Below are 26,675 nucleotides of genomic sequence, written 5' to 3'. Positions count from 1 at the left end.
CGCCTCGATTGCGCGGCAGGGAAGGAACCAGCGTCGCTTTCGTGCCGTAAGCCGCAAACTGCCGCGGTGGACCCCTGTGGCCTGGGAAACTGTCGCAGGCCGCCGACACACTGTTGTCCATGGCACGCGGTCTGGGTTTGAAGAAGGTGCGCGAGTTGCTCGGCCTCGCCGTCTGGGAAGTCGAGCTCGCAGTCGAGACCAACCTGCTCCGCCGCCTGCCGGACCGCACATTCGACCCCGGCCTTCTCATAAATGATCATCCTGTCTTCGCTCATGTCCAGGAGCCTTTCACCTCAACCAAACTTGAGGTCAGTCGATCGGCAACGAGGACACGGCCGCCGTCCCGACCAGCCACCCACCCCAGAGCTGCTACCACCGCTGAAAGGACGCTCCCGGCGGCCCCGCCAGGGACCGCCGAGAGCGAACGCACCGCTACGGCGCGGTGATCCGGTAGGCGCGGATCACGCTCTGCTCCACCATGTTGCCGTGAACGTCGGCCGAGCTGGCCCGAAGCGACACGAACCCGCTGCGCAGGGGATGGTCCAGGACGACCTTGGACCCGGTGACCTTCGCCCGGCTCCAGGTCACGCCGTCGTCGTAGGACACTTCCACGACCACCTCACGCGCCGGGCCCGCCGCGCTTCCGGCCAGCCGCTGCACGGTGAACGGCACCACGAAGCGCCGCCCGGCCGGAGCGGAGTTCCGCACGTCGAGGTCCGGGGTGAACCGCACCACGGACAGCGGCAGCCGGGTCGGCGAGTTCGTGCTCTCCGACCGGAACGTCCACGTCGCCGAGTTACGCGTGGACAACACCGCAGAATCTCCCCGCTCCGCGCGGGCGACCAGCCGGTACGTTCCCCCGCCCGGCGGTACGGTGAACCGCTCCCTCAGCCGGTCGCTCTCGCCGACGAGCTCGCCATCGCGATAGAGGGATACGTGCTCGGTGGCCGGCCCGGAATCCCCGATCGAGCCGCGCCCGTCGCCGAACATCGGCAGATTCACCGCGATCACGTCGCCGGTGCGGCTCGCGGGCTCGCGCGGCTGGTCCCCTGACGGGAGTGAGGGGCCGAACACGCCACGGTTCCACAACTCCGTGGTGGCGCTGCCCGGCCGCAACCGCACGGGAGCGGACGAGAACCCGGTGCTCTGGCCGTCGGCCCCGAACTCGGCCACGGCGGCCTGCCAGCGGATGCCGTGGTCGGTGTTGACGTACTCGGTCAACGTCGACGGCGGGGTGAGCTCGTTCACGCTGGCATGCGTCAGCATGACGCCCTGGCTCGGCACGGCCTGACGGCCCACCAGCACGCGGGCGCCCGGCAGATGCTCCGCGACGTCGACACGTACGCGCGCCAGATCCTTGGGATCCACCGCCCGGTCATAGCCGGTGATCATGCGGTCCCGCTCGAACCAGGCGAGCTGGTAACTGTCCTGACCCGCCTGGTAGTGCGCGCTCACCCGGGTGAGTATGCCGTCTTCTGTCTGCTCGGGGCCGAGTTGCGCGGTGAACGCCCTGGCGAAGCTGCTTGGGTACCAGCCCCTGACGTTCAACCGGCCGGGCGTCCTGAACGAGTACGCGACGCTGCCCTCCTTCAGCACCGCGCCGGGCGTGGGCGGGCGGATCGACGTGGGTCGGCCCAGCCGGGCGTCCGCCTCGACGGTCCGCGCCCTGTCCAGGCGCAGGCGTGGCTGCACCAGCAGCGCCACGCCGTCCTCGCTCAGAATGGTGGTGTCCAGCAGGTACTCGCCCCTGGGCAGGTGGAAGGTCATCGAGCTCTCGGTCGGCCAGAACACCTGGGGTGACGGTTCCGCGTCGTCCAGCCGCCAGATCACCATCTGGTAGTCGGCCGTCGGCTTGCCCGACCGGTCGGTCTGGTTGACGGTCAGGTCGTAGCTCTCGATCTCCTTCTCCACCGCGGCGGGCGTGCGCACCACGACGCCGCCCGGTCCCTTGGCCTCGATGAAAGCGCCGAGGAAGCCGTCGGGCTCGCCGGTGCGCGTGTCCGCCGTCACCGTCGCCTCCGCCTGTCCGCCCGCGGGCACCGTCAGGGTGGCCGGGCTCACGGAGAAGGTCGTCCCCGACGTGACGCCGAGGTCGAGGGTGACCGGCGTATCACCGTGGTTGTGGTAGGTGAGCTTCCTGGTGAGCACCTCGTCGTCGGCGTGTGGCCAGCGCTGCAGGCCGAACCCCAGGCCGGGTGGGTCCGCGGTCACCGCCTGCGTGGCTGCCCGCTCGGCGTCCACGCGTCCCGCTCCCTGGGAGAACACCCCCGTCTGCGGATGGGGCTTGGCCGAGCCCATGAGCGCGGCCTTCAGCTCCGCCGCCTTCCAGCTCACGTGCGCGCCCGCCAGCAGCGCGGCCGTTCCCGCGACGTGCGGGGTCGCCATCGAGGTCCCCGACATGGCCACGTACGGCCCGCTGCCCGCGCTGTCTTTGCTCCGTGCGGCGGTGATCTCCACGCCCGGCGCGGTGATCTCCGGCTTCAGCCCGGAGTCGCCCACGCGCGGGCCCTTGCTGGAGAAGTCCGCCAGTCGGTCCGTCCTGTCCACGGCCCCCACAGCCAGGGCGGCGTCCGCGCTGGCGGGGGAGCTGACCGAACGGTCGGCCCCGTCGTTGCCCGCCGCGACCACGAACAGCGTGCCGCGGCTCTCGCTCAGTCGCTGAACGGCCTCCTCCACCGGGTCGAGACCGGGCTCGTCCGGGCCGCCCAGGCTCAGGTTGACCACCCGGGCGTCCTGGTCGGCGGCCCACTGCATCCCGGCCAGAATGGCGGAGTAGGTGCAGAAACCCGGTTCGCACACCTTGCCGTCCAGCAGTTGGGCATCCGGCGCCACTCCACGATACCTGCCGCCGGAGGACGCTCCGGTGCCCGCGATGGTGGACGCCACGTGTGTGCCGTGCCCGACCACATCCCGTTCGTCGGGCGTCTCGGTGAAGTCCGCCCGCGCGACCACCTTTCCGGCCAGGTCCGGATGGGCACTGTCGATGCCGGTGTCCAGCACCGCCACCTTGACTCCCGCGCCGGTCAGCCCCTTCGCCCAGGCCGCGGGAGCGCCGATCTGCTTGACGCTGGTGTCAAGGGACAGCTTGACGCGCGCGTCGAGCCATATCTTGCCCCCGACGTTCCGCAGGTCCTGCCAGAACCGGACGGCCTGTGCCCTGTCCTGCCGCACGGCGAAGCCGCCGACCGCGGCCAGCGCCCGCTGCCCCGCCCCGCCCCGCCCCGCAACGATCTGGGCGCGGGCGCGCCGGTAACGACGAGCGGCAGGTCCTGACGCCGGTCGTCGTAACCGGACTCGGCCAGCGCACTCACCTCGAACAGGCGCGGATCCAGGCGCCCCTGCCGCAGGAGCTCGATCGCGTCACCCGGCACGACCCGCAACCGCCCGCCGCTGCCGAAGGTGTGGAAGTCGATACCCTTCCTTCCCTCGCCCGGCGTGATCAGGGGACTTCCGTCCGGTGCGAGGACCACCCGGTCGCCGGTGATCAGGGTGACACTGCGGGCGTTCCCCGCCACCCCGGCGCTCGCGTGGGCGGCGGGTAACACGATGATGGACGCGGCGACCAGCAGGAACGCACCCGCCGCTCTCGTCGTCGTCTTTCGCACTCCGTCTTCTCCCTTTTCGAATCCGTTGGCGATGATCACTCGCTATAACCAAACGCTTGGGACGTCGTTCCAGGTTGCCTGGGCGCCAGTGATTTCCAGGTGACGGTGATGGGCGGGTGAGGTCCGATTCCCACTGTCCGGCCGAATACGTCGACCTGAGCGAACGTATCTCCGAGCCAGATCTTCCGACCTGACGAGCACACCTATGACGCCGAACGGATGGGGCCGGCTACGCGCCAGCAGCGGCGAGTGGATGATCTACGCCAACGGCGCGCCTCGGTCTATCCAGAGACAGGCGGAGGTTCTCCAAGAACCGAGAAACCCCAGCTCAGCGTGCCGAGCTGGGGTTTCTGCGCAGTGCGCCGTCAGGGACTCGAACCCCGGACCCGCTGATTAAGAGTCAGCTGCTCTAACCAACTGAGCTAACGGCGCTTGCAGAGAGGAATATACCGGCACTCCGCATCCTGGTCGAATCGGTATCACCTGCCCGCCAGCCGCTAGAATAAAGTTCGGCATTCAGACAGGAGCATCGATGTTCGACTCGCCCGCCGCCGTGACCGAGCGGCTCGCCGCCGTTGACTATCTCTCCGACGACGCCATCTCCACCTCGGTGTTCCTCGCCGCCGCCCTCGGCAAGCCGCTGCTGGTCGAAGGCCCCGCGGGGGTGGGCAAGACACAGCTGGCCAAGGCCGTGGCGCTGGCCACCGGCTCCGAGCTGATCAGGTTGCAGTGCTACGAGGGGCTCGACGAGGCCAGGGCCCTGTACGAGTGGAACTACAAGAAGCAGCTCCTGCGCATCCAGGCCACCAGCGCCGATGACGACATCTTCAGCGAGGAGTTCCTGCTGGAGCGGCCGCTGCTCAAGGCGATCCGGGCCGGGGTGCCGACCGTGCTGCTCATCGACGAGACGGACAAGGCGGATGTGGAGGTCGAGGGGCTGCTGCTGGAGCTCCTGTCGGACTTTCAGGTGACGATCCCCGAGCTGGGCACCATCAGCGCGGTGCGCAAGCCGTACGTCGTGCTGACCTCCAACGCGACCCGCGAGCTGTCCGAGGCGCTCAAGCGGCGCTGTCTCTACCTGCACATCGAGTACCCGACGCCGGAACGCGAGCGCGACATCGTGCTCAGCCAGGTGCCGACGATCCGCGCGGACCTGGCCGAGCAACTGGCCAGGACCGTCGCCACGCTGCGGTCCCTGGAGCTGAAGAAGGCGCCGTCGGTGGCGGAGACGGTCGACTGGGCGAACACCCTGCTCGCCCTGGGGCGCGACGAGCTGGACGAGGCGACGGTGGCGGGCACGCTGGGCGTGGTGCTCAAGCACGCCTCCGACCACGCTCGCGCGGTCAAGGAGCTCGGGCTGCCCTCATGAGTGACACGTCGCTGGTCGACAGGCATGTCGGGTTCGTGCACGCGCTGCGGGAGGCGGGGCTGCCCGTGTCGCTGGCCGAAGGGCTCGACGCGGTGCGGGCGCTGCGGGTGATCGACCTGACCGAGCGCGAGTCGCTGCGCGCCGCCTACGCGGCGACGCTGGTCAAGAAGCCGGGGTACCGGCCCGGGTTCGACATGCTGTTCGACCTGTGGTTCCCGTCCTCGACGACCGGCCTTTACCAAGTAAGCACGATAAATGAGGACACGGCCGAGGTCAGCGAACTGCGCGAGCGCCTGGCCCGGCTGCTCACCGGTGGCAGTGAGGCCGAGATGCGGGAGTTCGCCAGGGCCATGGTCGGGCGGTTCGGCCGGCAGCCGGCGGGTCCCGGCCGCCAGAACTGGTTCTCCTACAGCGTCATGCGCGCGCTGTCCCCCGAGACGCTGATGGCGCGGATCCTCCAGGAGGTCCTGGCCGGTCAGGAGCGCGGCGGGCTAGCCGAGAAGACCGCGCGGCAGCGGGTGAACACCGGCATCAAGCGCTTCGAGGACGCGGTCGCCACCGACGTGCGCCGCCGCATCGCCGAGGACTCCGGCGTCGAGCGCATCGCCCGCTCGGCCGTCCGCCCCCCGCTCGACCAGCTCGACTTCCTCCGCATCACCAAGGCGGACCTGGCCAGGCTGCGGCGAGAGGTCTACCCGCTGGCCAGGCGCCTGGCGGCCAGGCTGACGATCAAGCATCGGAAGGGCAAGCGCGGCCGTCTCGACTTCCGCCGCACCATGCGGGCCTCGCTGCAGAGCGGCGGCGTCCCGCTGACCACGCATTTCAAGCCGCCCCGGCCGCACAAGCCCGAGCTGGTGATCCTCTGCGACACCAGCGACTCGGTCTCGTCGTTCGCGCACTTCACGCTGCTGCTCACGTACGCGCTGAGGGAGCAGTTCACCAAGGTACGGGCGTTCGGGTTCGTGGACACGGTCGACGAGATCACCCGCTTCTTCGTCCCCGGCGCGGACGTGGTGGAGGCGATGACCCGGCTGGCCAACGAGGCGGACATGGTGCGCTTCGGGCGGACGAACTACGGCCATTCCTTCGAGCGGTTCGCCGAGCGCTACGGCGACGCGATCGGCTCCAAGACGTCGCTGCTGATCCTCGGCGACGCCCGTTCCAACTACCAGCCGGCCGCCGTCGACACCCTGCGCGCCCTGGCGGCCAAGGCCCGGCACGCCTACTGGCTGAACCCGGAGCCCCGGCAGCAGTGGGACACGGGCGACTCCATCGCCACCGACTACGACGCGGTCGTGCCGATGTACGAGTGCCGCAACGTCGCGCAGCTCACCGCGTTCATCCAGGATCTCGCTTAGGAGCTCGCCGGGTCAGGCGCGCTGGAGCTCCCGAGCGGCGGTGCGGGTGAGCAGCTCGATCTGCTGCTCGTCGAGCACCTCTCCGGCGGTCGCCTTGATGCGCTTGGCCGCCAGGCTCGGCTTGAGCAGCGTGAGGCCCTCGGCGGTGACCTGGCCGCCGCGCGGCAGCAGGCCGCAGTGCACGGCGAGCAGCGGGGTGATCGTCACCGGGATCCCGGTCTCGCGGGTCAGCAACTCGGCGAAGGCGTTGGACGTCTCGACCAGGGACTTGGCCACCTTGCTGCCGTACTTCTCGCCGAAGAAGAGCCGCTCGCAGTAGGTGGCGATCTCGGTGTCGGGGCTCCACGACTCGTTGTCGATGACCCACACACCGCCGGGGCCGATCACGAGGTGGTCGATGGACGCCTGGTCCCTGATGGCCCGGCCGTCGAGGACGCTGTAGCCGTGCTTGCCGAGCGAGCGGCGGAGCATCCGGGCGGTGATCACCTCGCCGCGCCGCCGGCCCCGCCAGACCGCGGTCAGGCGGAAGGAGCGCCAGGCGACATACCAGTCGATGCCGGCTACGAGGCCCGCGAACGCGACGCCGTAGAAGGCGGTGAGCCCCAGGTCGAAGCGGAGCGCCAGGCCGATGCCCGCCGCGAAGCCAACGGCCGCCTTGATCATTCTTGATCGCTTGCGGTTGTTGGCGTCCTCGCGCCAGAACTTCTCGTAGTACCACTGAGGCGAGGCCCCAGTGAACTTCTCGTCCTGCTGCACGTAGATAGAGCCACCAGGCACGGCAAACTCCCCCAATGAGTCGCTGCAACCATCAGGATCTGCCACGCCGAAGATCCTCGCCGTGTTCATTAATACCCCATCCGACCCCACCAGAAGCAAGGGGACCCTAAGGTGACGGAAATAGCACCTGTCGGAACGTCATCAACCGACCAGTCGGTATGCTGTGGCATGTGAAGGACGAACCGGTACGCAGGAGGCTGCTGGGCGAAGCGACCCGGCTTTTCGCGGAGCGGGGCTTTGAGGGCGCCTCCGTGCAGGAGATCGTACTGGCCGCCGGCGTCACCAAAGGCGCCATGTACCACTATTTCGACTCCAAGGATGATCTGCTGCATGAGATCTACGGCCGCGTGCTGCGCATGCAGATGGAGCGCCTGACCGAGATCGCCGACGGCCCCGGCACGGTCGCCGAGCGGCTGCACGCGGCGGCGGCCGACGTCATCGAGACCACCACCGCGAACCTCGACGACTCCAAGATCTTCTTCCGTTCGATGCACCTGCTCGCGCCAGAGACCCGCAAGACCGTACGGGCCGAGCGCCGCCGCTACCACGAGCGCTTCCGCGACCTGGTGATCGAGGGCCAGCGCGAGGGGGTGTTCAGCGAACGCGTCCCGGCCGAGCTCGTCGTCGACTACTTCTTCGGCTCGGTGCACCACCTGGGCACCTGGTACCACACGAACGGACCGCTGACCGGCGCCCAGGTGGGCAAGCACTTCGCCGACCTACTGCTGACCTCTCTCGGGGTGACCTCCCTCGGGGCCGGGCACGTCGGCGAGTGAGGCCAGCGCCTCCCGGTGGTCTCCGGGTGTGCCGAGCGCCGTCTCGCAGGCTTTGGCGCGCTTGAGGTAGAGATGCAGGGGGTGCTCCCACGTCATCCCGATCCCGCCATGCAACTGCAGGGCCTCTTCGGCCGCGTGTACGGCGACACCCGCGTTCCACGCCTGGGCCACGGCGACCGTCACGGCCGAGTCGTCACCGGCGGCGGCACGGGCGGCGGCCCTCGCCCTGACCACGTCGAGCCAGAGATCCGCCAGCCGGTGCTTGATGGCCTGGAACGAGCCGACCGGGCGGGCGAACTGGTGCCGCTCCTTCACGTACGCGAGCGTCGTGTCCAGACACCACTCCGCCACCCCGAGCTGCTCGGAGGCGAGCAGACCCGCACCGAACCGCAGCACTTCGGCCGGATCGCACGGCCCCAGCAACCGCGCGGGCGCCCCCGAGAACCGGACCGTGGCGACCGGACGGGTCAGATCCAGCGACGACACGACCTCGACGGCGGCGTCCGCGGCCTCGACCGCGTACAGCTCCCCGCCGACCGGCACCAGCAGCACGTCGGCCACCTCCGCCCCCGCGACCGCGGACACGGTCCCGGACAGCGTCCCGCCCGCCAGATTCACCGACGAACCCCGCCACGGCCGGTACGGCGAGGCGGCGAACGACACCACCAGGGCCGCGGTCGTCCGGCCCTCGGCCAGCTCGCCCAGCAGGTCGGCCGAGCCCGTCGCCAGCAGCGCGTGGGTGGCCAGGACGGCACTGGTGAAGAACGGGACCGGCGTGACGCCCCGGCCGAGCTCCTCCAGCACGACACCGGCCTCGCGGGCCGAGGCGCCCGCGCCTCCGTACTGCTCGGGAATGAGCAGGCCCGCCACGCCGATCTCCCCGGCGAGCGTCTTCCACAGGTCGAGGTCGTAGGGGTCGGACTCCACCCGCTTGAGCACCGCGGCGGGCGGGCAGCGGTCGGCGAGCAGGCCGCGCACGGCGGCGCGCAGCTCCTCCTCGACCTCCGAGTACAGCAGGGTCATCGGGGCAGGTCCTTCCAAGGGACGTCCTTGTCGACGCGGGGTTCGGAGGGCAGGCCGAGCACCCGTTCGGAGATGATGTTGCGCAGGATCTCCGAGGTGCCGCCCTCGATCGAGTTGCCCTTGGCGCGCAGGTAGCGGTAGCCGGCGCCACGCCCGTAGAAGTCGACGTCCTCCGAGCGGCGGAAGGTCCAGTCGTCGTAGCCGAGGTCGCGCTTGAGCTCGACGTCGAGGCCCGACAGCGCCTGGTTCAGCTTGGCGAACGACAGCTTCATGCCCGACCCCTCCGGCCCGGGTTGCCCCGCGACGAGCTGCTCGCGCAGCCGTACCCCGGAAAGGCGGGTCACCTCCGACTCCACCCACAGCGACAGCAGCCGCTGGTGCAGGTCGTGCGTGCGCAGCTCGGGGTGCTCGCGCCAGGTGTCGAGCACGGGGCCGATCATGCCGCCGCCGCGCCGTACGGGGGCGCCGCCGATCGCGACGCGCTCGTTCATCAGCGTGGTCTGGGCGACGCGCCAGCCGTCGCCGACCTCACCGAGCCGCAGGTCGTCGGAGAGCCGCACGCCGGTGAGGAACACCTCGTTGAACTCGGCCTCCCCGGTGATCTGCCGCAGCGGGCGCACCTCGACGCCCGGCGCGTGCATGTCGCAGATGAAGTACGTCATGCCGCGGTGCTTGGGCACGTCCGGGTCGGTACGGGTGACGAGGATCGCCCACCGGGAGTGGTGCGCGCCGGACGTCCATACCTTCTGGCCGTCGACGACCCATTCGTCGCCGTCCCTGACCGCCCTCGTGGCCAGCGTCGCCAGGTCGGACCCCGCGCCCGGCTCGCTGAAGAGCTGGCACCAGATCTCCTCGCCCGTCCACAGCGGCTGCAGGAAGCGGCGCCGCTGCTCGTCCGTGCCGAACGCCAGGATCGTCGGCGCCGCCATGCCCAGGCCGATGCCCTGCACGCCGGTGTTGAGCTGCGGCGTGCCGGCCAGCTCCCGCTCGACGACCTGCTGCAGCTCCCGCGAGACGCCCAGCCCGCCGAGCCCCTCGGGGAACCACACCCACGCCAGCCCGGCGTCGAACCTGGCCCGCAGGAACTCCAGCCGGTTCTCTGGGTCGTTCGCGCCGCGGAAGGCGGCTATGCGGTGCTTGATGTCCGCCTCGTTCACATGTACCTCTTCAGTTCGCGGTAGGCGAGTGAGCGCTTGTGCACCTCGTCGGGACCGTCGGCCAGGCGCAGCGATCTGGCTCCCGCCCAGAGCGCCGCCAGGGGGAAGTCCTGCGAGACCCCGCCCGCGCCGTGTACCTGGATGGCCTTGTCCAGGATCCATTCCACGGTGATCGGGGTGGAGATCTTGATGGCCTGGATCTCGGTGTGGGCGCCCTGGTTGCCGGCGGTGTCCATGAGCCAGGCCGTCTTGAGGACGAGCAGCCGCAGTTGCTCGATCCGGATGCGGGACTCGGCGATCCACTCCTGGATGACGCCCTGCTGCGCGACGGGCTTGCCGAACGTCGTACGCTCCAGCGCGCGGCGGCACATCAGCTCGACGGCGCGCTCGGCCATGCCGATCAGCCGCATGCAGTGGTGGATGCGGCCCGGCCCTAGCCTGGCCTGGGCGATCGCGAAGCCGCCGCCCTCCTCGCCGATCAGGTTGTCGACCGGCACCCGTACGTCCTCGAACACGATCTCGGCGTGGCCGCCGTGGTCGGCGTCGCTGTAGCCGAACACGTGCATGCCGCGCTTGATCTGCATACCGGGCGTGTCACGCGGCACCAGCACCATGCTCTGCTGGCGGTGCTTCGGCGCGTCGGGGTTGGTCTTGCCCATGAGGATGAAGATCTTGCAGTCGGGGTTCATCGCACCGGAGATGAACCACTTGCGGCCGTTGATGACGTACTCGTTGCCGTCGCGGGCGATGGAGGTGGCGATGTTCGTCGCGTCGGAGGAGGCCACGTCGGGCTCGGTCATCGCGAACGCCGAGCGGATCTCCCCGTCGAGCAGCGGCTGCAGCCACTCCTTGCGCTGCCACTCGTTGCCGAACATGGAGAGGACCTCCATGTTGCCGGTGTCCGGCGCGGCGCAGTTGGTGGCCACGGGCGCGAGGCTCGGGCTGCGGCCCATGATCTCCGCCAGCGGCGCGTACTGCAGGTTCGTCAGCCCCGCGCCGTGGTCTCCCGGCAGGAACAGGTTCCACAGGCCGCGCTTTCTGGCCTCGTCCTTCAGGTCGGCGACCAGGGGCGGCGAACTCCATCCGCTGGTCGCCGCCTGCTCCTCGAAGGCGGCCTCGGCCGGGTAGACGCATTCGTCCATGAAGCGCAGCAGGCGCTCGCGCAGGTCCTCGGTGACGGTGTCGAAGGCGAAGTCCATACCCGTGACCCTACCGACCGGCCGGTATGAGTGTCGACAGGTGGTCGCCGGTAAAACCGGTCAGGTGGCCATAAGGGTCGTCCGATTCCTGTTTTAGGGTGACCGCCATGACCGCGAACCTGCCCTCTCCTGTGGTGCTCGAGAACGACGTCGTCCGCCTTGAGCCGCTCACCATGGAGCACATCCCCGACCTGTTCCGCGCCGGAGGCGGGGACGAGGAGGTCTGGCGCTGGCTGCCCGTCCCGCCGCCACGTGCCGAGCCGGAGCTGGCGGAGATCGCCCACGGCCTCCTCACGGACGGCAAGCACGTCCCTTTCGCGGTCGTGCACAGGTCGTCGGGGCGGGCCGTCGGCTGGACGACGTACAGCGACGTGCCCGGGTTCGAGAAGAGTGTCGAGATCGGCTGGACCTGGTACGGCCGGGCGGTCTGGCGTACGGCGGTCAACACCTCCTGCAAGCTGTTGCTTATCGACCACGCCTTCGACAAGCTGGGCTACAACCGCGTCATGCTCAAGACCGACGTGCTGAACGAGCGGTCGCAGAACGCCATCAAGCGCATCGGTGGGGTGCATGAGGGCACACTGCGGCGCCAGCGCAGGAGGCCGGACGGCACCTGGCGCGACACGGTCTATTTCGGCATCCTCGAAGAGGAGTGGCCAGACCACCGAGCTCGCCTGAATCGTTAGCCGAAAGGGCCGCATGACTGACCGGCTGGGGGGCTACTGGTTAGGCTCCCGGCTCGGCGGCGCCGTCCATGACGCTTATGACGAGTCGGGCACTCGGTATGCGCTCACCCTCCTCCCTTCTCGGCCTCCGCACCAGGTCAAGGCGGCCATGCAGGTGCGGGCGCGGTCTGTCGCGCGGGTGGTGGACGCCTGTCTCGACGGGGATGTGCCGTATCTGGTCAGCGAGTACGTCCCCGGGCCGACGCTGGGGGAGGTGGTCGGGCGGCGCGGGCCGTACGAAGGGGACGACCTGTACCGGCTGGCGGCGGCCACGGCTACCGCGCTGGCGGCGATCCATGAGGCTGGGACGGTGCACGGGGGGCTCACGCCGGACCGGGTCGTGCTGGGGGCTGAGGGGCCGCGGCTGGTCGGGCTCGGCCTCGGGGGTGATGGAAGCGGGGCGCCGGGGGATGTGCGGGACTGGGGCAGGCTGCTGGTGTTCGCGGCTTATGGCCCCTCCGGCGCGTTACCGCCCGACGGGCAGGACCGATTACCCGACCAGGCGCCCGTGGCGGACCGGTCGCGGGACCAGGCGCCCTTGGCGGACCAGCCGCGGGACCAGGCGCCCGTGGCGGACCGGTCGCGGGACGAGCCGCCTCGGTCCCCTGTTCGGGGGCGACCGGTTGATCAGTCCGGTCGGCTGCTCGATCGGCTTGATCGGCCGCTTCGGGAGCTCGTGCTGGCGGCGCTCCGCCGGGACCCGGACCGGCGGCCGAGGGCGCATCAGCTGCTGCTGTCCCTGCTCGACGTGCCGCAGTCCCAGCAGGGGCGTCTGCTTCCGCCGGAGCCTGTGGACGACCCGCCGCTGGGCACGCGGGCGGAGAGCCTCTATCTCCAGCTCGGCCGGGCGGACCAGGACCTGGTGCCGGAGGTGTTCCTGCGCCTGGTCGGAATGGCCCCCGACGGCACCGACACCCGCCGCCGCGCCACCCGTACCGAACTGGTCACCGGCCGCCCTCCGGAACAGGCCGCCCTGGACCACGTCCTCAAGGCGTACACCGAAGCGGGCCTGATCACCCAGACCCACGACCCGAACTCCCCCACCGCACCGAACCACCGCCCCAGCGCACCCACCCTCCACCCGACCCTGTCCGCGCCTGCCCCGCACCCGAGCCTGACCGCACCCGCCCCGCACCCGAGCCTGGCCGCGCAGAACTCATCCGGCCCCCACCCGACCTCCATCGCGCCTGGCCACGGCCCGAACTCCTCCGGCCCTCGCCAGACACCCGCGCCAGAGCCGACCGACCAGAGCGGCCCTCCCGGAGACGGCGTGATCATCGCCCATGCGGCGCTCCTGCGGGCCTGGCCGCGCCTGCACGAGTGGCTCGACGCCGAACGCGACGGTCTCGCCGTACACCGGGACCTGACCAGGGCCGCGCGGCGGTGGGAGACGGGCGGGCGGCGGGAGGCCGACCTGTTCCAGGAGGACGAGCTGGACAGGGCGCTGGCGTGGGCGGCGAGCGGGCGGCGGCGGGTGACGCTGAGCGCCGCGGAGCAGGCGTTCCTGGACGGCGGACGCGCACTGGTGCGCGGCCGGGCTCGCGGCCGGCGCCGGGCCATGGCGGTCCTGGCCTCGGTGACACTCGTCGCGGTCTTGGCGGCGATCGTCGTCGCCGTCTGGCAGAACGGCACGGCCGACGGGAAGCTCGACCAGGCCATGGCCAGGGTGGCGGCGTCCAGGGCGCGGGCGCTGCGGGCGGCCGACCCCGTGACGGCGCGCAGGCTGAGCCTGGCCGCGTGGCGCCTGGCCCCGGTCGCGGAGGCCCGTGCCGCGCTGGCGGACTCGGCGGCCGATCCGGCGGTGGACGTGTTCGCCGCCCCGGACGGCGGCGCCCGCTCGCTCGACGCCCTCAGCGACGACGGCACCCGGCTGGCCGCGCTGACCGACGGGACACTCCGGGTGTACGACACCCTTTCCGGCAGGCAACTGGCCACGACCGCCGGTCCCGCCCAGAGCGTACGGGCGATGGCCTGGTCCCCCGACGGCCGGACGCTGGCGCTCGTCGGCGTCGACCGGTCGTACCTGTGGAACACGGCCTCGGGCGCAGGCGTGGGACCGCCCTTCGGCCGAGGGCTGGGCGCGCCGGGGCAGCAGTCGGCCTGGTTCAGTCCGGGGGGCGGGCTGCTGTTCGCCGCGGCCCGCCAGTCGGGCGAGCGCTGGGCCTGGAACCTGCGGACCGGCCGAGCCGCGTTCGTCGGCCAATATGTGGTGGTGGGGCCGCGTGACAGGGTGGCGCTGGTGTTCGCGGGGACGCGTTCGGAGGTCGTACGCCTGTCCACGGGCGCCCGCACCCCGGCGCCGTGGCTGGACAGGATGCCGTGGGAGTACGCGGTGTTCAGTCCCGAGGGTGAGCGGGTGGCGATCGCCGAGGAGACCGGGGTGCAGATCTACGCACTGAACGGCGTACCCGTGCTCCCCGCGCGGCTCCGGCCGTCGCCCGGCCACCTCCGCTTCAGCACCGACGGTCAACTGCTGGCCAGCACGGACAGCGACCGCGTTCGGGTCTGGCGCGTCGCGGACGGCACCCGTCTCACGGACCGCCAGGTGCCCGCCACCGGCACCGACCGCCCCGCCCAGGCCGCCCTCGCCCCGGACGGGCGCTGGCTCCGCGTACTGGCCGACCACGGCACGGTCCTCACCATCGACCTCGCCCACGCGACACCACCACCCGACCCGGCCCGCTCGGCGGCGTCGATCTGCGGCCGGTACGGCGGGCTCTCACAGCCGGACTGGAACCAGTACCTGTCCGAGGTGCCTTATCGACCGGCGTGCTGAGCATGCGGGTCCCGCGAAGCGCGCTCAGACGCCCGACCCCAGCATCCCCCGCAGGAGTTCCCGTACGGCCTCCCGCAGATCGTCGAGGGAGGGCGCTTCACCTGCCCCCGCGATGGAGTCGAACATGATGCCCTCGCCGAACGCCACCAACTGCCGCCCATGCCGCACCGGATCCGGCGACCCGAGCGCGGTCAGCAACCCGACGACGGGATCACGGAAGCGCCGCCCCGCCTCGTCGTAGATCTTGCGCAACTCCGGCCGCCGGGTCGCCTCCAGCGCCAGCTCGTACCGGGCCAGAGTGCGCCTACGATCGGCAAGCTGAACGTGCAGCGCCTCAGCCACCAGCCCCGGCAAATCGGACTCCAGAATCGCTTCAGCCGCCCCGTCAGACGGACCAGTCCCCCGGAACGCTTCAGCCGCCCCGTCAGACGGACCAGTCCCCCGGAACGCGTCGGCCGGCCAGGCCGGGGTGGTCGAGCCCTGGAATCGGTAGGCCGAGGCCAAGGCCTGTTCCTCCAGATCCGTGAGGCGGGAAAGCGTCAGTTCCAGGAGTGCCGCGCGGGTGCGGGCCAGGTTGGAGGTCGATCCGGGTGGGAGGCCGGCGGCCTCGTCGACGGCTCGGTGGGTGAGCCCGCGCATGCCACGCTCCGCCAGCAGGGTGATCGCCGTGTCCGCGACGGTCTCAGAGCGCTTCACGAACATCAAGACTACACCGGTAGTGGGGGCGAACTACAGGCGTAGTAAGGTGAAACTACAGGCGTAGTTGGGGAGGTAGGCATGGCCAGAGCTGTGGTGATCGGTGGCGGCATCGGCGGGCTGACGGCGGGGATCGCGTTACGTCGCAAGGGCTGGGACGTGATCGTGCTCGAACGCGCGCCCAAGCTGGAGCCTGTCGGGTCGGGCGTGGCCGTCGCCGCCAACGCGTTGAAGGCACTCGACGTGATCGGCCTGGGCGACCGCGTGCGCAAGCTGTCCAGGATTCAGGGTCAGGTGGGTGTACGGCATCAGAACGGGCGCTGGCTGACACACACCACCGAGGACAAGGCCCAGAAGCTGTACGGCGACTCGGTCGTCATCCTGCTCCGCGCCGACCTCGTGGATGTGCTCGTGGAGGGTCTGGGCCACGAGCAGCTGCGCTTGAACACCACCGTCACCGGCGTGGACGCCGACAGGGGCGTCGTCCGTACTGGCGATGGCGACATGGAGGCCGATCTGATCGTGGCGGCCGACGGCATCCACTCGGCGACGCGCACCGCGCTGTTCCCCGAGCACCCCGGTCCCGTGTACTCGGGGGTCACCGCCTGGCGGGGGCTGGCGCCCGCGCTCGATCGGGAGATCCAGAGCACGGAGACGTGGGGCAAGGGGCTTTTGTTCGGGGCTCATCAGTTGACCGGCGAACTCGTCTACTACTACGCGACCGACCTGTCGCCCGCCGGAGCCGTACACGCGGACGAGCGGGAGGAGCTGTTGCGCAGGTTCGACGGCTGGCACGATCCGATCCCCGCGTTGATCCGCGCGTCGGACAACGCGCGGATCCTCCGCAACGACCTCTACTACTTCGACACCCCGCTGCCCGCCATGCACCGAGGCCGGGTGGCGCTCATCGGGGACGCGGCCCACCCCATGACCCCGAACCTCGGCCAGGGCGCCTGCCAGGCCATCGAGGACGCCATCATCCTCGCCCTCGCCGCCGACGGGGAGCTCACGGTCGGAGGCGAGTTCCGGGCCCGAGGCGATCTCAACGCCGGTGCGGCTTCCCCAGTTGGCAGTCCCCTGGATGGGGATCTCACAGGCGGGGACCGGTCAGGCGAGGGACCGGTAGCCGGAGGTTCGGCAGGTGAGGGTCCGGTGGTCAGGGGGCCGGCAACTGCGTGGCTGACAGGTGGGCGCGTCGACGTGAGAGACGGGCTTGCTGCCTATACGGCGGCGCGGCTGGAGCGGACCGCCGGCATAGTGCGTATGGCGATGACCGTCTGCAAGGTGACCAAGCTGCGCAACCCAGTGGCCGTCGGGCTGCGGAATGTGGGGGTGGCGGTGGCTTCGCGGCTCACACCAGATCTGATGTTGCGGTCAATGAACGAGATTCTCGGGTGGCGTCCACCGGCACAGGATGGGAGTGATCAGGGGACAACCGGCTGAGTGTGATCGTGCCGCCGATGGTGAGCGCGGCCGCCAGCACGGCGGGGATCGCGGTGGAGGGGTTGGTCGGGAGGGGTTCGCCGAGGAGGATGGCGCCCGCGAGTACCGAGGTGATCGGGTCCACGACCTGCACGCCCGCGTACGCGACGCCGAAGTAGCCCACCGCGTACGAGCGTTGCAGCAGCACGACCGCGCAGACCAGCAACACGGGCACGGCGAGTGTGAACCAGTGCAACAGCCTGCCCCAGTCCCCCTGCATGCCACCCCCGACCGCCCGGACGAACGTCGACACGCTCGCGGTCACGGCGCCGGCTCCCACGGACAGGACGAGGGCCTTGCCGGGTCCGCGCAGCCTGTTGGCGATCAGTTCGGCGGCGAGGACGATCACGCCGATCACGGCGATGAACCCGATCGCGGCCCCGTCGCCGAGTTTCGGCGTCACGTTGTGCGCCGGGAGCAGCACCATGAGCCAGAGCAACCCGACGGCCACCGCGATGGAGCCAAATATTTCCGCTTTGTACGGGCGGCGGCCGTACATCAGCGCGGCCAGCGGCACGGCGAACACCAGAGTGGCCACACTGATCGGCTGCACGGCGACCAGCGGCGCCAGGCTCAGCGCCACGGCGTGCAGGCACGCGCCGGTGAAGCCGATGATGCCACCGATCCACCAGCGAGGGCGCCTCACCAGTCTGAGGGAGGCGCCCTCCGCTACGGCCTCGAACTGTTGCAGCGCCGCACCGAACGCGTATCCGAGTGCCCCCGCCAGCGCGATCACGAGGCCGACCCAGGTCATCGTCGCCCACGCAGGGACATGGATCCTTCCAAGAGCATTGCACCAGCTTATGAGGCCAGCTAAGTGCTGCAATCATCCTTTAGGCCAAACATCCCTCTCATAACGGACGTACCTGCCGTACCGGCACGGTCTTCCGCATGAAGGAACATCCAGCTACGCCCGCCCCTTCCACGCCAGGGCGGGCACCTGACGGGGGACAAGTCAGGACTGCTCAGGACAGACGCAGAACACGTGCCCCTCCGGATCCTGCAGCACGATCCACCCGACCTTCTCCTCGGTCACCCCGGGCTGGAACGCGGGTTTCGTGGCCCCCAGCGCAATGTACTGCTCCACGGCCCGCTCCACATCCGGCACCCGGAAGTCGAGATGGAACTGCTTGTCCGCGCTGGGCCACTCCACCGGCTTGCGGTCGGGGACACGGCCGAAGTAGATGTTCGTCGTCCCGTCGCCCACCGCGGCGTACTCGTCCTCCGAATACTGGACGTCCAGCCCGGTCACCTGGTGCCAGAACTCGGCCATCTTCTTGGGCTCCGCGCAGTCGATGGTGACGGCCAGGAGCTTCGCTGTTGTTGTCATGGTTCGAGAGTGGCAGGCATACCTGCCACCCTCTGTCAGGTACGGCTAGCCGCGACGTGTGGCGGATGTCACCCGCTTGAGGATCCTGTCCCACTCCGTGCCGAACGGGTTGTCCTGCACCAGATAAGTCCAGGTCGCGGTGGGGCGCTTGAGGTCGGGCTCCGGCGCCTCGAACGACTCCATCGAGCGGCGTTCGACCTCCGCCAGCAGCGCCTTGTACTCCGCCACGGCCTCCCGGTGGAACTCGTCGATCGGGCTCATCCGGCCGAGCGCCCGCAGGTGGATGCCTTCGCGCAGGTCGGTCAGGAACGCCAGGTGCTCGGTCCAGCAGCGGTCGATCGCGTGCAGCACGATCTGCCTGGCCGTCTCGTCGCGGGTGTCCTCCGGCAGCGCATCCCAGCGTTCGGGGTCGGCCTCGGCCAGCGCCTTGGCCGCCGAGTCGCTGTGCAGGACCTTGTCGCGCCACTCCAGGATGAGCTCGCGCTGGTGCTCCAGCAGGCGGGTGTAGCGCCAGGTGTTGCGGTGGATCTCCAGGTTCACGCCCTCGGCGACCCGCTGGGCGTGGCCCACGAGGTAGGCGCCGCGGCGGTGGCGTACCAGGCCGTCGGCGTCGGCCGCGGGCGGCCGCTCCTCGGGGACGAACTGGGTGATGAGGTCATCCCGCATGCTGACCAAGAACACCGAACCGCCGGGATCGCCCTGACGGCCCGCGCGCCCGCGCAACTGGTCGTCGAGGCGGCTGCTCGCGTGGCGGCCCGAGCCGATCACGTACAGGCCACCCAGTTCGGCGACGCCCTCGCCGAGGCGGATGTCGGTGCCGCGGCCGGCCATCTGCGTGGAGACGGTGATGGCGGCGCGCTCGCCGGCCTTGGCGATGATCGCGGCCTCTTCCGCGTCGTTCTTGGCGTTGAGTACGACGGGCTCCATGCCGCGCCGCTGCAGGAGCTTGGCCAGGTTCTCCGACTCGGCCACGTCGAGCGTGCCGATGAGGATGGGCCGGCCGGTGGCGTGCGCCTCCTGGATCTCCTCGACCAGCGCCGCGTCCTTGTCCGGAACGGTCGGATAGATACGGTCCGGCGCGTCCTTCCGGACACACGGCCGGTTGGGCGGGATCACCGCGACCTTGAGCCCGTAGAACTCGCCGAGCTGCTCGCTGACCGCGACCGCCGTGCCGGTCATGCCGGAAATCTGCGGATAACGCTTGATCAAGCCCTGGACGGTGATCGAGTCGAGGATCTCGCCCTTCTCGCTGGGCGGCAGCGTCTCCTTGGCCTCCACGGCCGCCTGCAGGCCGTCGGGCCAGCGCTGGAGTACGGCCACCCGGCCGCGCGACGGGTTGATGAGCTGGACCTTGCCGTCGCGCACGATGTAGTCCACGTCGCGGGTGAGCAGGGCGTGGGCGTGCAGGGCCAGGTTCAGCTCGATCAGGGTGCCGGGCTCGTTCTCGTCGTACAGCTCGACGTCCAGCATGCCCTCGACGCTGTCGGCGCCCTTGGTCGTCAGGTAGACGTTGCGCGCCTGGTCGTCGATCTCGTAGTGATAGCCCCGGATCAGCTGCCTGACCAGCGCCGCCATCTCGGGCACCGCGCTGCCCTCGTCGGCCGCCCCCGCCATGACCAGCGGCACCCGCGCCTCGTCCACGAGCACCGAGTCGGCCTCGTCGACCAGCGCCACCTCGGGCGCGGGCACGATGATCTCGGCCGCGTCGGTACGCAGCCGGTCGCGCAGCACGTCGAAGCCCATCTCGCTGACGGGTCCGTACGTGACGTCCTTCGCATAGGCCGCGCGCCGCTCGTCGGGGGTGGAGTTCTGGTCGATCCAGCCCACCGTGACACCCATCGCCTCATAGAACGGTGCCATCCACTCGGCGTCGCGCCTGGCCAGGTAGTCGTTGACCGACATCACGTGCACCCGCTTGCCCTGCAGCGCGTACCCGGCCGCGGCCATCGCTCCCGACAGCGTCTTGCCCTCACCGGTCGCCATCTCGGCGATCTGCCCGTCGAGGAGGGCGAGCGTGCCCAAAAGCTGCACGTCGTACGGCCTGAGCCCGAGCGTCCTGTCGGCGGCCTCCCGCGCAACAGCACAGAACTCCGCCAGATCACCCATTTTCGGCTTGGGCAGCTCCTCGAGAGCGCCAATGCGTTCGGCTCGTTCGGCCGCCGCCTTGACGATCTTTTTGTACGGGCCGAGGTTCACCCCGCCCGGACGATCCAGGAGGTTTCTCACTATTCCGGAAATCGACGCCACAATCCCTCCAACGCATGCTTTGTCAGCGCCGTTCCCATTTAGTGTCAAGTGTGCTCAATCGGGGAGCGGAGCGACGGTACGGCAAGCATCGCCGTACCGGACCCTAACTCATAGGACGGCCGCAATCGCCACCCCGCTCCGCGACCGCTAATCCTTATCGGCCATATGGCCTGCTTGTACGGCCAGCACCAGCACAGCCGCCAGCAGCAACGCGCACCCGCACCATGCCAGTGGCGCGAGACGCTCGCCGAACAGCACCACCCCGAGCACCGCCGCGCCGACGGCTTCGCCGAGCGAGATGATCGAGACGGTCGTGGCGTTGAGCGCTGTCAGGGCTCGGAAGAACAGGGCGTAGGCGAGCGCGGTCGGCACCGCGCCGAGATAGAGCAGCAGGGCGACAGGGGTCACTCCGGCTTCCGGCAGCACCCCGCCCGCCAAGGCGAACGGAGCCAGGCAGGCGGCCGCGACGGCGAACCCGCCCATGGCCGTGCGCTGGGGGTCGTCGTGGTGGCGGCGCGAGTAGAGGGTGACAGCGGCGTACCCGGCCGCGGACACCAGAGCCAGCGCGATCCCGGCCGGCCGGCCGGCACCGACGTCCCCGGCGGAGACGGCGCTCTCACCGGTGAGGAGGAACAGGCCGCCCAGCGCCGTCGCCAGCGCGGCGAGGGCGGGGCGGCCCAGGTGCTCCCGCAGGAGGAAGCGGCTCCCCAGCGCGGTGAACACCGGCGTGGCGCCCATCGTGACCACCGTGGCGACGGCCACACCGGATTGCGCGATCGCGCCGAAGTAGGCGGTCTGATAGACGGCCATCCCGACACCGACGACCAGGACCCGCCGGTCGACCCGGCCCGACAGAGAACCACGCCCCCTGCCGACCCGGCCCAGCAGAGAACGCTGACGCCACCCCCCGCCGACACCACCCGACGACGTGAGGTCGTTGGTGGCTGCCGTGGGCCGGACGGTGGTGGACGTGAGAGCCGACCTCAGGCAGGCGGTGGCGTACAGGAAGGCGGCGCCCAGAAGGTAGCGCCAGAACGAGACGTCGACGGAGCCGAGCCCGCCCGACTGGAAGAGCAGGGACCCGGCGGCACCGCCGGTGCCCCAGGCGGTCGCGGCGACGGACACGTAGAAGGTGCCCCGCCGCGCGGAGACGTGCGACATGACTGATCTCTCCGGATGGAGTGGTGGGAAAGGGCCCGTAGGCGGGCAGCAGCCACTCCCAGACCTGGTCAGATCCGGAAAAATCGGGAAAAGCCGCCCGCTACTCGGCGGGCGGAGGAGAACAGATCAGTCGATGCGGCACGACGACCACCCTAGCGCCGACGAACCACCCGATTCACCTAAAAAATCTCAGCACAAAGACACGCGTTCAGGCGGGTTTGCGCGCCACGCCGCCCAGCAGCAGCTCTTCCCACGTGGCCAACGGCCCCGGCAACCGCTCGTCAGGCCGCCACTCCGGAAAGTGCACCACCCCGGGCTCCTCCAGCGCCAGCCCGTCGAAGAAGCGCTCGATCTCCGCCCGCGGCCGGAAGTAGCCCGTCCCCATCGTCACGTGCAGCATGGCCTCCAGCGCCTGCGCCTGCGGGCTGACCGAGGCCAGCATGTTGGACGCCGCCAGGTAACTCCCGGGCGGCAGCGCGGCCATATAACGCTTGACCAGCCCATGCGGGTCTTCCTTGTCGGAGAACAGGTGCAGCAGCCCGATCGCCATCAGCCCGACGGGCTGGGAGAAGTCGATGAGCCGCGTCACCCTCGGATGCCGCAGCACCGCCTCCGCGTCCCTGGCGTCCTCGGTGATCGCCAGCGCGAGCTCGTTCCCGTCCAGGATCGCCCGGGCGTGCGGCTCGACCATGGGATCGCAGTCGACGTACACGACCCGCACGTCGGGGTCGGCGAACTGGGCGACCTCGTGGGTGTTCTCGATCGTCGGCAGCCCGGCGCCCAGGTCGATGATCTGCCGGATCCCGGCCTCGCGGACCAGGAAGTCGACGATCCGGCCGATGAAGGCCCGGTTGCACCAGACGAGGTTCACCACTTCGGGCACCGCCTCTTTCAGGCGGCGGGCGATGGCCCGGTCCACGGCGAAGTTCTCGGTGCCGCCCAGGAGCGCGTCGTGCACGCGGGCGACACTCGCCGTGGTGCTGTCCACGCCGGGAGGTGCCCACTCGGACCCGAGACTCACCTGTCCCCCTTCTCTGTGACGCGGATGTTATCCGCTACCTGGCCATTCCGAAACCTCAGACCAGCACCGACGGCTGCCGCCGGGGAGCCATCAGGCGCTTGAGCGCGGGCGCCAGCGGACGTTCGACGAAACGGTGCACCGCGTAGGCCGCCGCGCACATCACCGCGATGAGCCCGAAGAGCAGAACGTACTTGTCGACCGCCCCGCCGATCCGGTCGAACACGATGAAACCGACGTGCGCGTGCAGCAGATACAGCGGGTACGTGAGCGCGCCCGCGGTCGCCAGCCACGGCAGGGCCAGCGGCGCCGTCACCCGGAGCGCGACCAGCGTCATGACCGCGAAGAGCGCCATGACCACCAGAGCGACGACCACGGGGCTGTACTCGACCGAATAGCGCTCCCCCACCGCCGCCGCGTAGCCGATGGCGCGGTAGACGGCGTTGCCCAGGCAGAGCGGCACCAGCACCAGCACCTGCTTGCTGGGCCCGAACTTGTAGAGCATGAACAGCGCCATCCCGGCGATGAAGTAGTGCGCGAACTCCGACTGCACCACCAGGTCGATCACCGGCGGCAGCACCCCCGCCTCGACCGCGAGCGTCAGCCCCAGCCACGCCCACAGCCCCGCCAGCACCCTCCCCCGGGTCATCCCGATCCAGGCGAACACCAGGATGAGCAGGTAGAACCGCATCTCGGCCCACAGCGTCCAGTAAACGACGTCGACGTTCGCCACGTCCGGCACCGCCTGGAACATCGTGAGGTTGGCCAGCACCTGCCCGAAGGAGACGGAGAAGACCCCGGCGCCCAGCGTCACCGTGACCAGCGTGGTGACGGCGATGCCCACCCAGTACGCCGGGTAGAGCCGGATCGCCCTCGACACCGCGAACTCACGCGGGCTCCTGCCCCACGCGCTCATCAGCACCACGAATCCGCTGATCATGAAGAACAGGTCCACACCCAGGTAGCCGTACTTGGACCAGACGCTCTCGGCCTGGAAGACGACCGGGCTGTGACCACCGGCCCACCCCGAGAACGTGTAGTGGAAGAACACCACGCAGAGCGCCGCCAGCAACCGGAGCCCGTCGAGTTCGTACAGCCTGTTCCGCATGAATCTGCCCCCCTCGTCATGAAGAGGGTCACGCAGACGACTTGACGCGCCATTGACAGTCGCTATATGAGAGAGCGGCTCTCATCGTATGGAGCGGGGATCAGGGCCAGTGCGGGTCGCCCTCGGGCCGCACCGGTGCCTCCAGTACGCCCAGGCGTTCGAGCAGCGTGAGGAACGTGGTGGCGTACGGCGATCCGATCACCACGGCGGCCACCCGGGGCCAGTTGACCTGCTCGCGCAGGGCCCGCACCTGGGGCAGCAGCGCTCCATAGTCGCAGGCGTGCTCCGACAGCGGCAGCAGCCAGGAGATCACCAGGTCGGTGGCCTCCAGCACCGGCACGATGACCGCCGACGCCGTCATCGGCTCGGCCCGGTCGAGCAGTTCGTCCGTGATCTGCTGGCCGGACACCCGGAAGATCAGATCGACCAGCCGGTCCTCGTCGTACGCCTTGACCAGCCAGTCCTCGGGCGGTTTGGCGGTCTTGAAGCCGATCCCCCGCAGTGCCTCCAGCGCGGCCGGCACATCGTGCTCGGTCAACACGAAGTCGACGTCGTGCAACGAGGGAGCCGCGCCTCTCGCGTAAGCGGCGCACCCGCCCGCCAGGGCGAACTTCACCCCGGCGTCCTTCAATCCGGAACTCGCACGCTTGAGTGTGTCGAGGATGGCATCGGTGACCGCGTGACCATGGCTGCTCATGTGCTCTGGCTACCCGCACGATCGCCGAGTAGGCCCTGGAGCAGAGAGTAGGGCCGGACGTAGCATGTTAAAGGCCTATTGCTGAGGGCAGAGGCGGCTCATGGCTACTTTGCTCTGGATCATCGCCGTAATACTCGTCATCTCCGGGATCTACGTGATCCTGGCCCGCCGCGACCTTCTCTGGGGAATCGTCCTCATCGTTCTCGGCTTCCTGGTGGGCCCCGGCGGGGTCAGCATCTTCCATGTGTAAGGGGCCAGACGCCCCGAATCCCCGTCCCCTCCACTGGGCCGGTCCCCGAGTCCGTCCCAGTGGACCGTCTACTTTTTGCTGAAATATCGCAACGTATGCACCTCTTTCCCGTCCTCTGGTAGGGAATGGGAAGGATGTGAGCAATTACCCGCCGTTCGGCGGCCGTTACGACTGTGGCGCGGCGGCCGCCGGGATTCGCGAGCTGCTGACGCGACTGCGTCGCCGAATGCGCAACGAGGCGATCGTCGACGAGGCCACCTCTCGGCTGGCGACGCGGCTGAACATCAGGCCAACGGAAGCAGCTGACCAGCTCTCCCGCATGGCCCAGGACAGCGGGCTCGCGCTGGTCGAGATCGCTAGGGGGATCGACAAGCCGCCCGATCAGCCGCCGGAGCCGCCGGTGCTGCCCAGTTGGATCACCGGGGTCCTCGAAACCGTGCACATCTCGGCCTGTTTTCTCACACCCATCCGCGACGCCACGGGCCGTGTCGTGGACTTCCTGATCGCGGCGGCCAACCAGCACGCCGGCGACGTGGCCGGGTGGACGTCCGGGGAGCTGCGCGGACGCCGCCTCATCGAGACCAGCCCCGGCGCCGCCTGCTCGGGGCTGTTCGACGACTTCCTGAATGTCTTCGAGACCGGTGACACGCTGTACCGGGGGCCGCTCGAGTTCGTCGAGGTGCGGCACCACCTGCTCTGGCCGGCCACGATGAGCGTCCGCGCGGTGCGCATGGAGGGCGGGCTGCTGGTCAGCTGGCGCGCGCTCGACGACGAGGAAGTGCTGGTCGCCGGCTGGGAGCGGGCGCAGCGGCTGGCCGAGCTGGGCTGGGGCGAATGGAACCTGGCCACCCAGCAGACGCTGTGGACGCCGCAGATGTACGAGATGTTCGGCAGGGAGCGCGGCGAGGGCCCGCTGCCCCTGGAGGACCTGCCGCTCGTGGTGGTGCCGGACGACCTGCCCATCGTGGACGACCAGTTGCGCACGCTCCTGGAGCACAGCGAGGCGGTCGAGACCGAGTTCCGCATCCAGCACCGGCACGGGCTGCGGCATCTCAGCGTGGTCAGTGAGCCGGTACTCGACGCCGAGGGGCTGCCCGTCAAGGTGCGCTTCCTCGTCCAGGACGTGACCAAGAACCGCCGCAGGGAGCGGGCCCTGGCCGTGGCCCACGCGCAGGCCTCCCTGCAGCGGGAGCGGGCCGAGGAGGAGCACCGCATCGCCGTGCAGCTCCAGAACACGATCCTGCCGGTACGCCGGGGACTGATGCAGATGCCCGGCCTGTCCATCGGGGTGCGCTACCTGCCCGGCGAGGAACTGGCCCGGCTGGGCGGCGACTGGTTCAAGGCCCGTCCCATCCCCAACGGCAGGGTGCTGCTGGGCATCGGCGACGCCATGGGCCACGGGCTGGCCGCGGCGAGCCTCATGCTGCAGATGCGCTCGGCACTGGCCGGCCTGGCCTACACGCAGGCGCCCGCCAACCAGCTCGCCACCTGGCTGAACGACCTGCTCGTCCACTCCAACAACGGCGTGACCGTGACCGGCACCGCGATCGTCGGCCACTTCGACCCCGCGGACCGCACGCTGTCCTGGACGAACGCCGGCCATCCGCCGCCGCTCCTGATCAGGAACGGCCAGGCCGAACTGCTCGAAGGCGTACCCGGCACCATGCTGGGCGCCTTCGAGAAGGCCGAGTACGGCCTGGCCACGACACAACTGGAAGCCGACGACGTCCTCGTGCTCTACACCGACGGCGTCATCGAACGGCGTGGTCAGGACCTCGACGCCGGGATCGCCGCCCTGACCCAGGCCGCGGGCAAGTGCGGCTGCGCCGACCCGGAGAAGGTGATCGACTGCGTGCTGTCGCACCTGGACGGCCGGGGCACCGACGACGACGTCTGCATCGCGGCCGCCCGGGTCCTGTAG

The 26,675-nt window shown here is 69.9% G+C and carries 21 protein-coding genes and 1 tRNA gene; 8 read left to right on the top strand and 14 right to left on the bottom strand.

The features are described 5' to 3' along the window. Positions 1-432 precede the first annotated feature (432 nt). Together AB0F17_RS14515 and AB0F17_RS14510 are read right to left on the bottom strand one after the other, a co-directional pair. On the bottom strand, positions 433-3,171 hold the full coding sequence (locus AB0F17_RS14515) for a S8 family serine peptidase (protein WP_358021712.1): 2,739 nt from the start codon (positions 3,169-3,171) through the stop codon (positions 433-435). 792 nt (positions 3,172-3,963) lie between these two features. Next, positions 3,964-4,037: transfer RNA gene (locus tag AB0F17_RS14510), tRNA-Lys, on the bottom strand. Between the two features lie 100 nt (positions 4,038-4,137). Here AB0F17_RS14510 and AB0F17_RS14505 point away from each other — a divergent pair. Continuing rightward, positions 4,138-4,974: a MoxR family ATPase gene (locus AB0F17_RS14505; protein ID WP_358021709.1), complete on the top strand. Its 837-nt coding sequence runs from the start codon at positions 4,138-4,140 to the stop codon at positions 4,972-4,974. Further along, positions 4,971-6,332, top strand: a complete 1,362-nt coding sequence (locus AB0F17_RS14500; RefSeq protein WP_358021706.1) for a VWA domain-containing protein — start codon at positions 4,971-4,973, stop codon at positions 6,330-6,332. Before AB0F17_RS14505 ends, AB0F17_RS14500 begins: the two co-directional genes overlap by 4 nt. A 12-nt stretch (positions 6,333-6,344) precedes the next feature. Here AB0F17_RS14500 and AB0F17_RS14495 read toward each other — a convergent pair whose 3' ends face one another. After that, positions 6,345-7,109, bottom strand: coding sequence for a nuclease-related domain-containing protein (locus AB0F17_RS14495; RefSeq protein ID WP_358021703.1), 765 nt, complete (start codon positions 7,107-7,109; stop codon positions 6,345-6,347). A gap of 170 nt (positions 7,110-7,279) precedes the next feature. Here AB0F17_RS14495 and AB0F17_RS14490 point away from each other — a divergent pair, with 170 nt between their 5' ends. Then, on the top strand, positions 7,280-7,885 hold the full coding sequence (locus AB0F17_RS14490; RefSeq protein WP_358021700.1) for a TetR/AcrR family transcriptional regulator: 606 nt from the start codon (positions 7,280-7,282) through the stop codon (positions 7,883-7,885). Here the strand turns inward: AB0F17_RS14490 and AB0F17_RS14485 are convergent. The 3 genes from AB0F17_RS14485 to AB0F17_RS14475 are packed head-to-tail and all read right to left on the bottom strand — an operon-like array spanning position 7,829 to position 11,264. Then, positions 7,829-8,908 (bottom strand): acyl-CoA dehydrogenase family protein, encoded by a 1,080-nt coding sequence (locus tag AB0F17_RS14485; RefSeq protein ID WP_358021697.1) that lies wholly within the window; start codon positions 8,906-8,908, stop codon positions 7,829-7,831. The two genes, AB0F17_RS14490 and AB0F17_RS14485, sit on opposite strands and share 57 nt — an antisense overlap. Further along, complete coding sequence (locus tag AB0F17_RS14480; protein WP_358021694.1) at positions 8,905-10,065, bottom strand: acyl-CoA dehydrogenase family protein; 1,161 nt, start codon at positions 10,063-10,065, stop codon at positions 8,905-8,907. Before AB0F17_RS14480 ends, AB0F17_RS14485 begins: the two co-directional genes overlap by 4 nt. Continuing rightward, the gene (locus AB0F17_RS14475; RefSeq protein ID WP_358021691.1) at positions 10,062-11,264 is read right to left on the bottom strand and encodes an acyl-CoA dehydrogenase family protein; all 1,203 of its coding nucleotides are present in this window, start codon (positions 11,262-11,264) and stop codon (positions 10,062-10,064) included. Before AB0F17_RS14475 ends, AB0F17_RS14480 begins: the two co-directional genes overlap by 4 nt. A gap of 107 nt (positions 11,265-11,371) precedes the next feature. On the opposite strand from AB0F17_RS14475, the gene AB0F17_RS14470 reads away from it, so the two are divergent. Beyond that, entirely contained in the window at positions 11,372-11,950 is a 579-nt protein-coding gene (locus AB0F17_RS14470) for a GNAT family protein (protein WP_358021688.1), read from the top strand. 13 nt (positions 11,951-11,963) lie between these two features. After that, complete coding sequence (locus AB0F17_RS14465; RefSeq protein ID WP_358021685.1) at positions 11,964-14,765, top strand: hypothetical protein; 2,802 nt, start codon at positions 11,964-11,966, stop codon at positions 14,763-14,765. A gap of 24 nt (positions 14,766-14,789) precedes the next feature. Here AB0F17_RS14465 and AB0F17_RS14460 read toward each other — a convergent pair whose 3' ends face one another. After that, on the bottom strand, positions 14,790-15,467 hold the full coding sequence (locus tag AB0F17_RS14460; RefSeq protein WP_358022352.1) for a TetR family transcriptional regulator C-terminal domain-containing protein: 678 nt from the start codon (positions 15,465-15,467) through the stop codon (positions 14,790-14,792). 75 nt (positions 15,468-15,542) lie between these two features. Here AB0F17_RS14460 and AB0F17_RS14455 point away from each other — a divergent pair, with 75 nt between their 5' ends. Next, a complete protein-coding gene (locus AB0F17_RS14455) occupies positions 15,543-16,904 on the top strand; it encodes an FAD-dependent monooxygenase (protein ID WP_358021682.1) in 1,362 nt (453 codons plus the stop codon). On the opposite strand, the gene AB0F17_RS14450 is transcribed toward AB0F17_RS14455, so the two are convergent. From AB0F17_RS14450 to AB0F17_RS14420, 7 genes are all read right to left on the bottom strand, one after another. Next, positions 16,813-17,697 carry a hypothetical protein gene (locus AB0F17_RS14450; protein ID WP_358021679.1) on the bottom strand — a complete coding sequence of 295 codons (885 nt, stop codon included), beginning with the start codon at positions 17,695-17,697 and terminating at the stop codon, positions 16,813-16,815. The genes AB0F17_RS14455 and AB0F17_RS14450 overlap by 92 nt on opposite strands. 201 nt (positions 17,698-17,898) lie before the next feature. After that, positions 17,899-18,273, bottom strand: a complete 375-nt coding sequence (locus tag AB0F17_RS14445; protein WP_358021676.1) for a VOC family protein — start codon at positions 18,271-18,273, stop codon at positions 17,899-17,901. Positions 18,274-18,318: 45 nt separating this feature from the next. Continuing rightward, complete coding sequence (secA2, locus tag AB0F17_RS14440; RefSeq protein WP_358021673.1) at positions 18,319-20,499, bottom strand: accessory Sec system translocase SecA2; 2,181 nt, start codon at positions 20,497-20,499, stop codon at positions 18,319-18,321. Positions 20,500-20,667: 168 nt separating this feature from the next. Then, positions 20,668-21,681 carry an EamA family transporter gene (locus AB0F17_RS14435; protein ID WP_358021670.1) on the bottom strand — a complete coding sequence of 338 codons (1,014 nt, stop codon included), beginning with the start codon at positions 21,679-21,681 and terminating at the stop codon, positions 20,668-20,670. 208 nt (positions 21,682-21,889) lie between these two features. After that, positions 21,890-22,702 (bottom strand): SAM-dependent methyltransferase, encoded by an 813-nt coding sequence (locus tag AB0F17_RS14430; RefSeq protein ID WP_358021667.1) that lies wholly within the window; start codon positions 22,700-22,702, stop codon positions 21,890-21,892. A 55-nt stretch (positions 22,703-22,757) separates the two neighbouring features. Then, a complete protein-coding gene (locus tag AB0F17_RS14425; RefSeq protein WP_358021663.1) occupies positions 22,758-23,807 on the bottom strand; it encodes an acyltransferase in 1,050 nt (349 codons plus the stop codon). 100 nt (positions 23,808-23,907) lie between these two features. After that, on the bottom strand, positions 23,908-24,504 hold the full coding sequence (locus AB0F17_RS14420; protein WP_358021660.1) for a nucleotidyltransferase: 597 nt from the start codon (positions 24,502-24,504) through the stop codon (positions 23,908-23,910). Between the two features lie 100 nt (positions 24,505-24,604). Between AB0F17_RS14420 and AB0F17_RS14415 the strand changes: the two genes are divergently transcribed. Further along, positions 24,605-24,754: a GPGG-motif small membrane protein gene (locus AB0F17_RS14415; RefSeq protein WP_214637044.1), complete on the top strand. Its 150-nt coding sequence runs from the start codon at positions 24,605-24,607 to the stop codon at positions 24,752-24,754. Between the two features lie 136 nt (positions 24,755-24,890). After that, on the top strand, positions 24,891-26,675 hold the full coding sequence (locus AB0F17_RS14410) for a SpoIIE family protein phosphatase (RefSeq protein WP_358021657.1): 1,785 nt from the start codon (positions 24,891-24,893) through the stop codon (positions 26,673-26,675).

Origin of the sequence: Nonomuraea sp. NPDC026600 (genome assembly GCF_040638335.1) — a bacterium.
In the GTDB taxonomy this organism is placed as follows: domain Bacteria; phylum Actinomycetota; class Actinomycetes; order Streptosporangiales; family Streptosporangiaceae; genus Nonomuraea.
This window is presented reverse-complemented; position numbering and strand designations above follow the sequence as displayed.

Coding starts and splice junctions, on each gene's coding strand:
- AB0F17_RS14435 (WP_358021670.1), bottom strand. CDS start 21,681: ATGTCGCACGTCTCCGCGCGGCGGGGCACCTTCTACGTGTCCGTCGCC.
- AB0F17_RS14465 (WP_358021685.1), top strand. CDS start 11,964: ATGACTGACCGGCTGGGGGGCTACTGGTTAGGCTCCCGGCTCGGCGGC.
- AB0F17_RS14505 (WP_358021709.1), top strand. CDS start 4,138: ATGTTCGACTCGCCCGCCGCCGTGACCGAGCGGCTCGCCGCCGTTGAC.
- AB0F17_RS14445 (WP_358021676.1), bottom strand. CDS start 18,273: ATGACAACAACAGCGAAGCTCCTGGCCGTCACCATCGACTGCGCGGAG.
- AB0F17_RS14460 (WP_358022352.1), bottom strand. CDS start 15,467: ATGTTCGTGAAGCGCTCTGAGACCGTCGCGGACACGGCGATCACCCTG.
- AB0F17_RS14415 (WP_214637044.1), top strand. CDS start 24,605: ATGGCTACTTTGCTCTGGATCATCGCCGTAATACTCGTCATCTCCGGG.
- AB0F17_RS14475 (WP_358021691.1), bottom strand. CDS start 11,264: ATGGACTTCGCCTTCGACACCGTCACCGAGGACCTGCGCGAGCGCCTG.
- AB0F17_RS14500 (WP_358021706.1), top strand. CDS start 4,971: ATGAGTGACACGTCGCTGGTCGACAGGCATGTCGGGTTCGTGCACGCG.
- AB0F17_RS14420 (WP_358021660.1), bottom strand. CDS start 24,504: ATGAGCAGCCATGGTCACGCGGTCACCGATGCCATCCTCGACACACTC.
- AB0F17_RS14450 (WP_358021679.1), bottom strand. CDS start 17,697: ATGACCTGGGTCGGCCTCGTGATCGCGCTGGCGGGGGCACTCGGATAC.
- AB0F17_RS14485 (WP_358021697.1), bottom strand. CDS start 8,908: ATGACCCTGCTGTACTCGGAGGTCGAGGAGGAGCTGCGCGCCGCCGTG.
- AB0F17_RS14425 (WP_358021663.1), bottom strand. CDS start 23,807: ATGCGGAACAGGCTGTACGAACTCGACGGGCTCCGGTTGCTGGCGGCG.
- AB0F17_RS14455 (WP_358021682.1), top strand. CDS start 15,543: ATGGCCAGAGCTGTGGTGATCGGTGGCGGCATCGGCGGGCTGACGGCG.
- AB0F17_RS14470 (WP_358021688.1), top strand. CDS start 11,372: ATGACCGCGAACCTGCCCTCTCCTGTGGTGCTCGAGAACGACGTCGTC.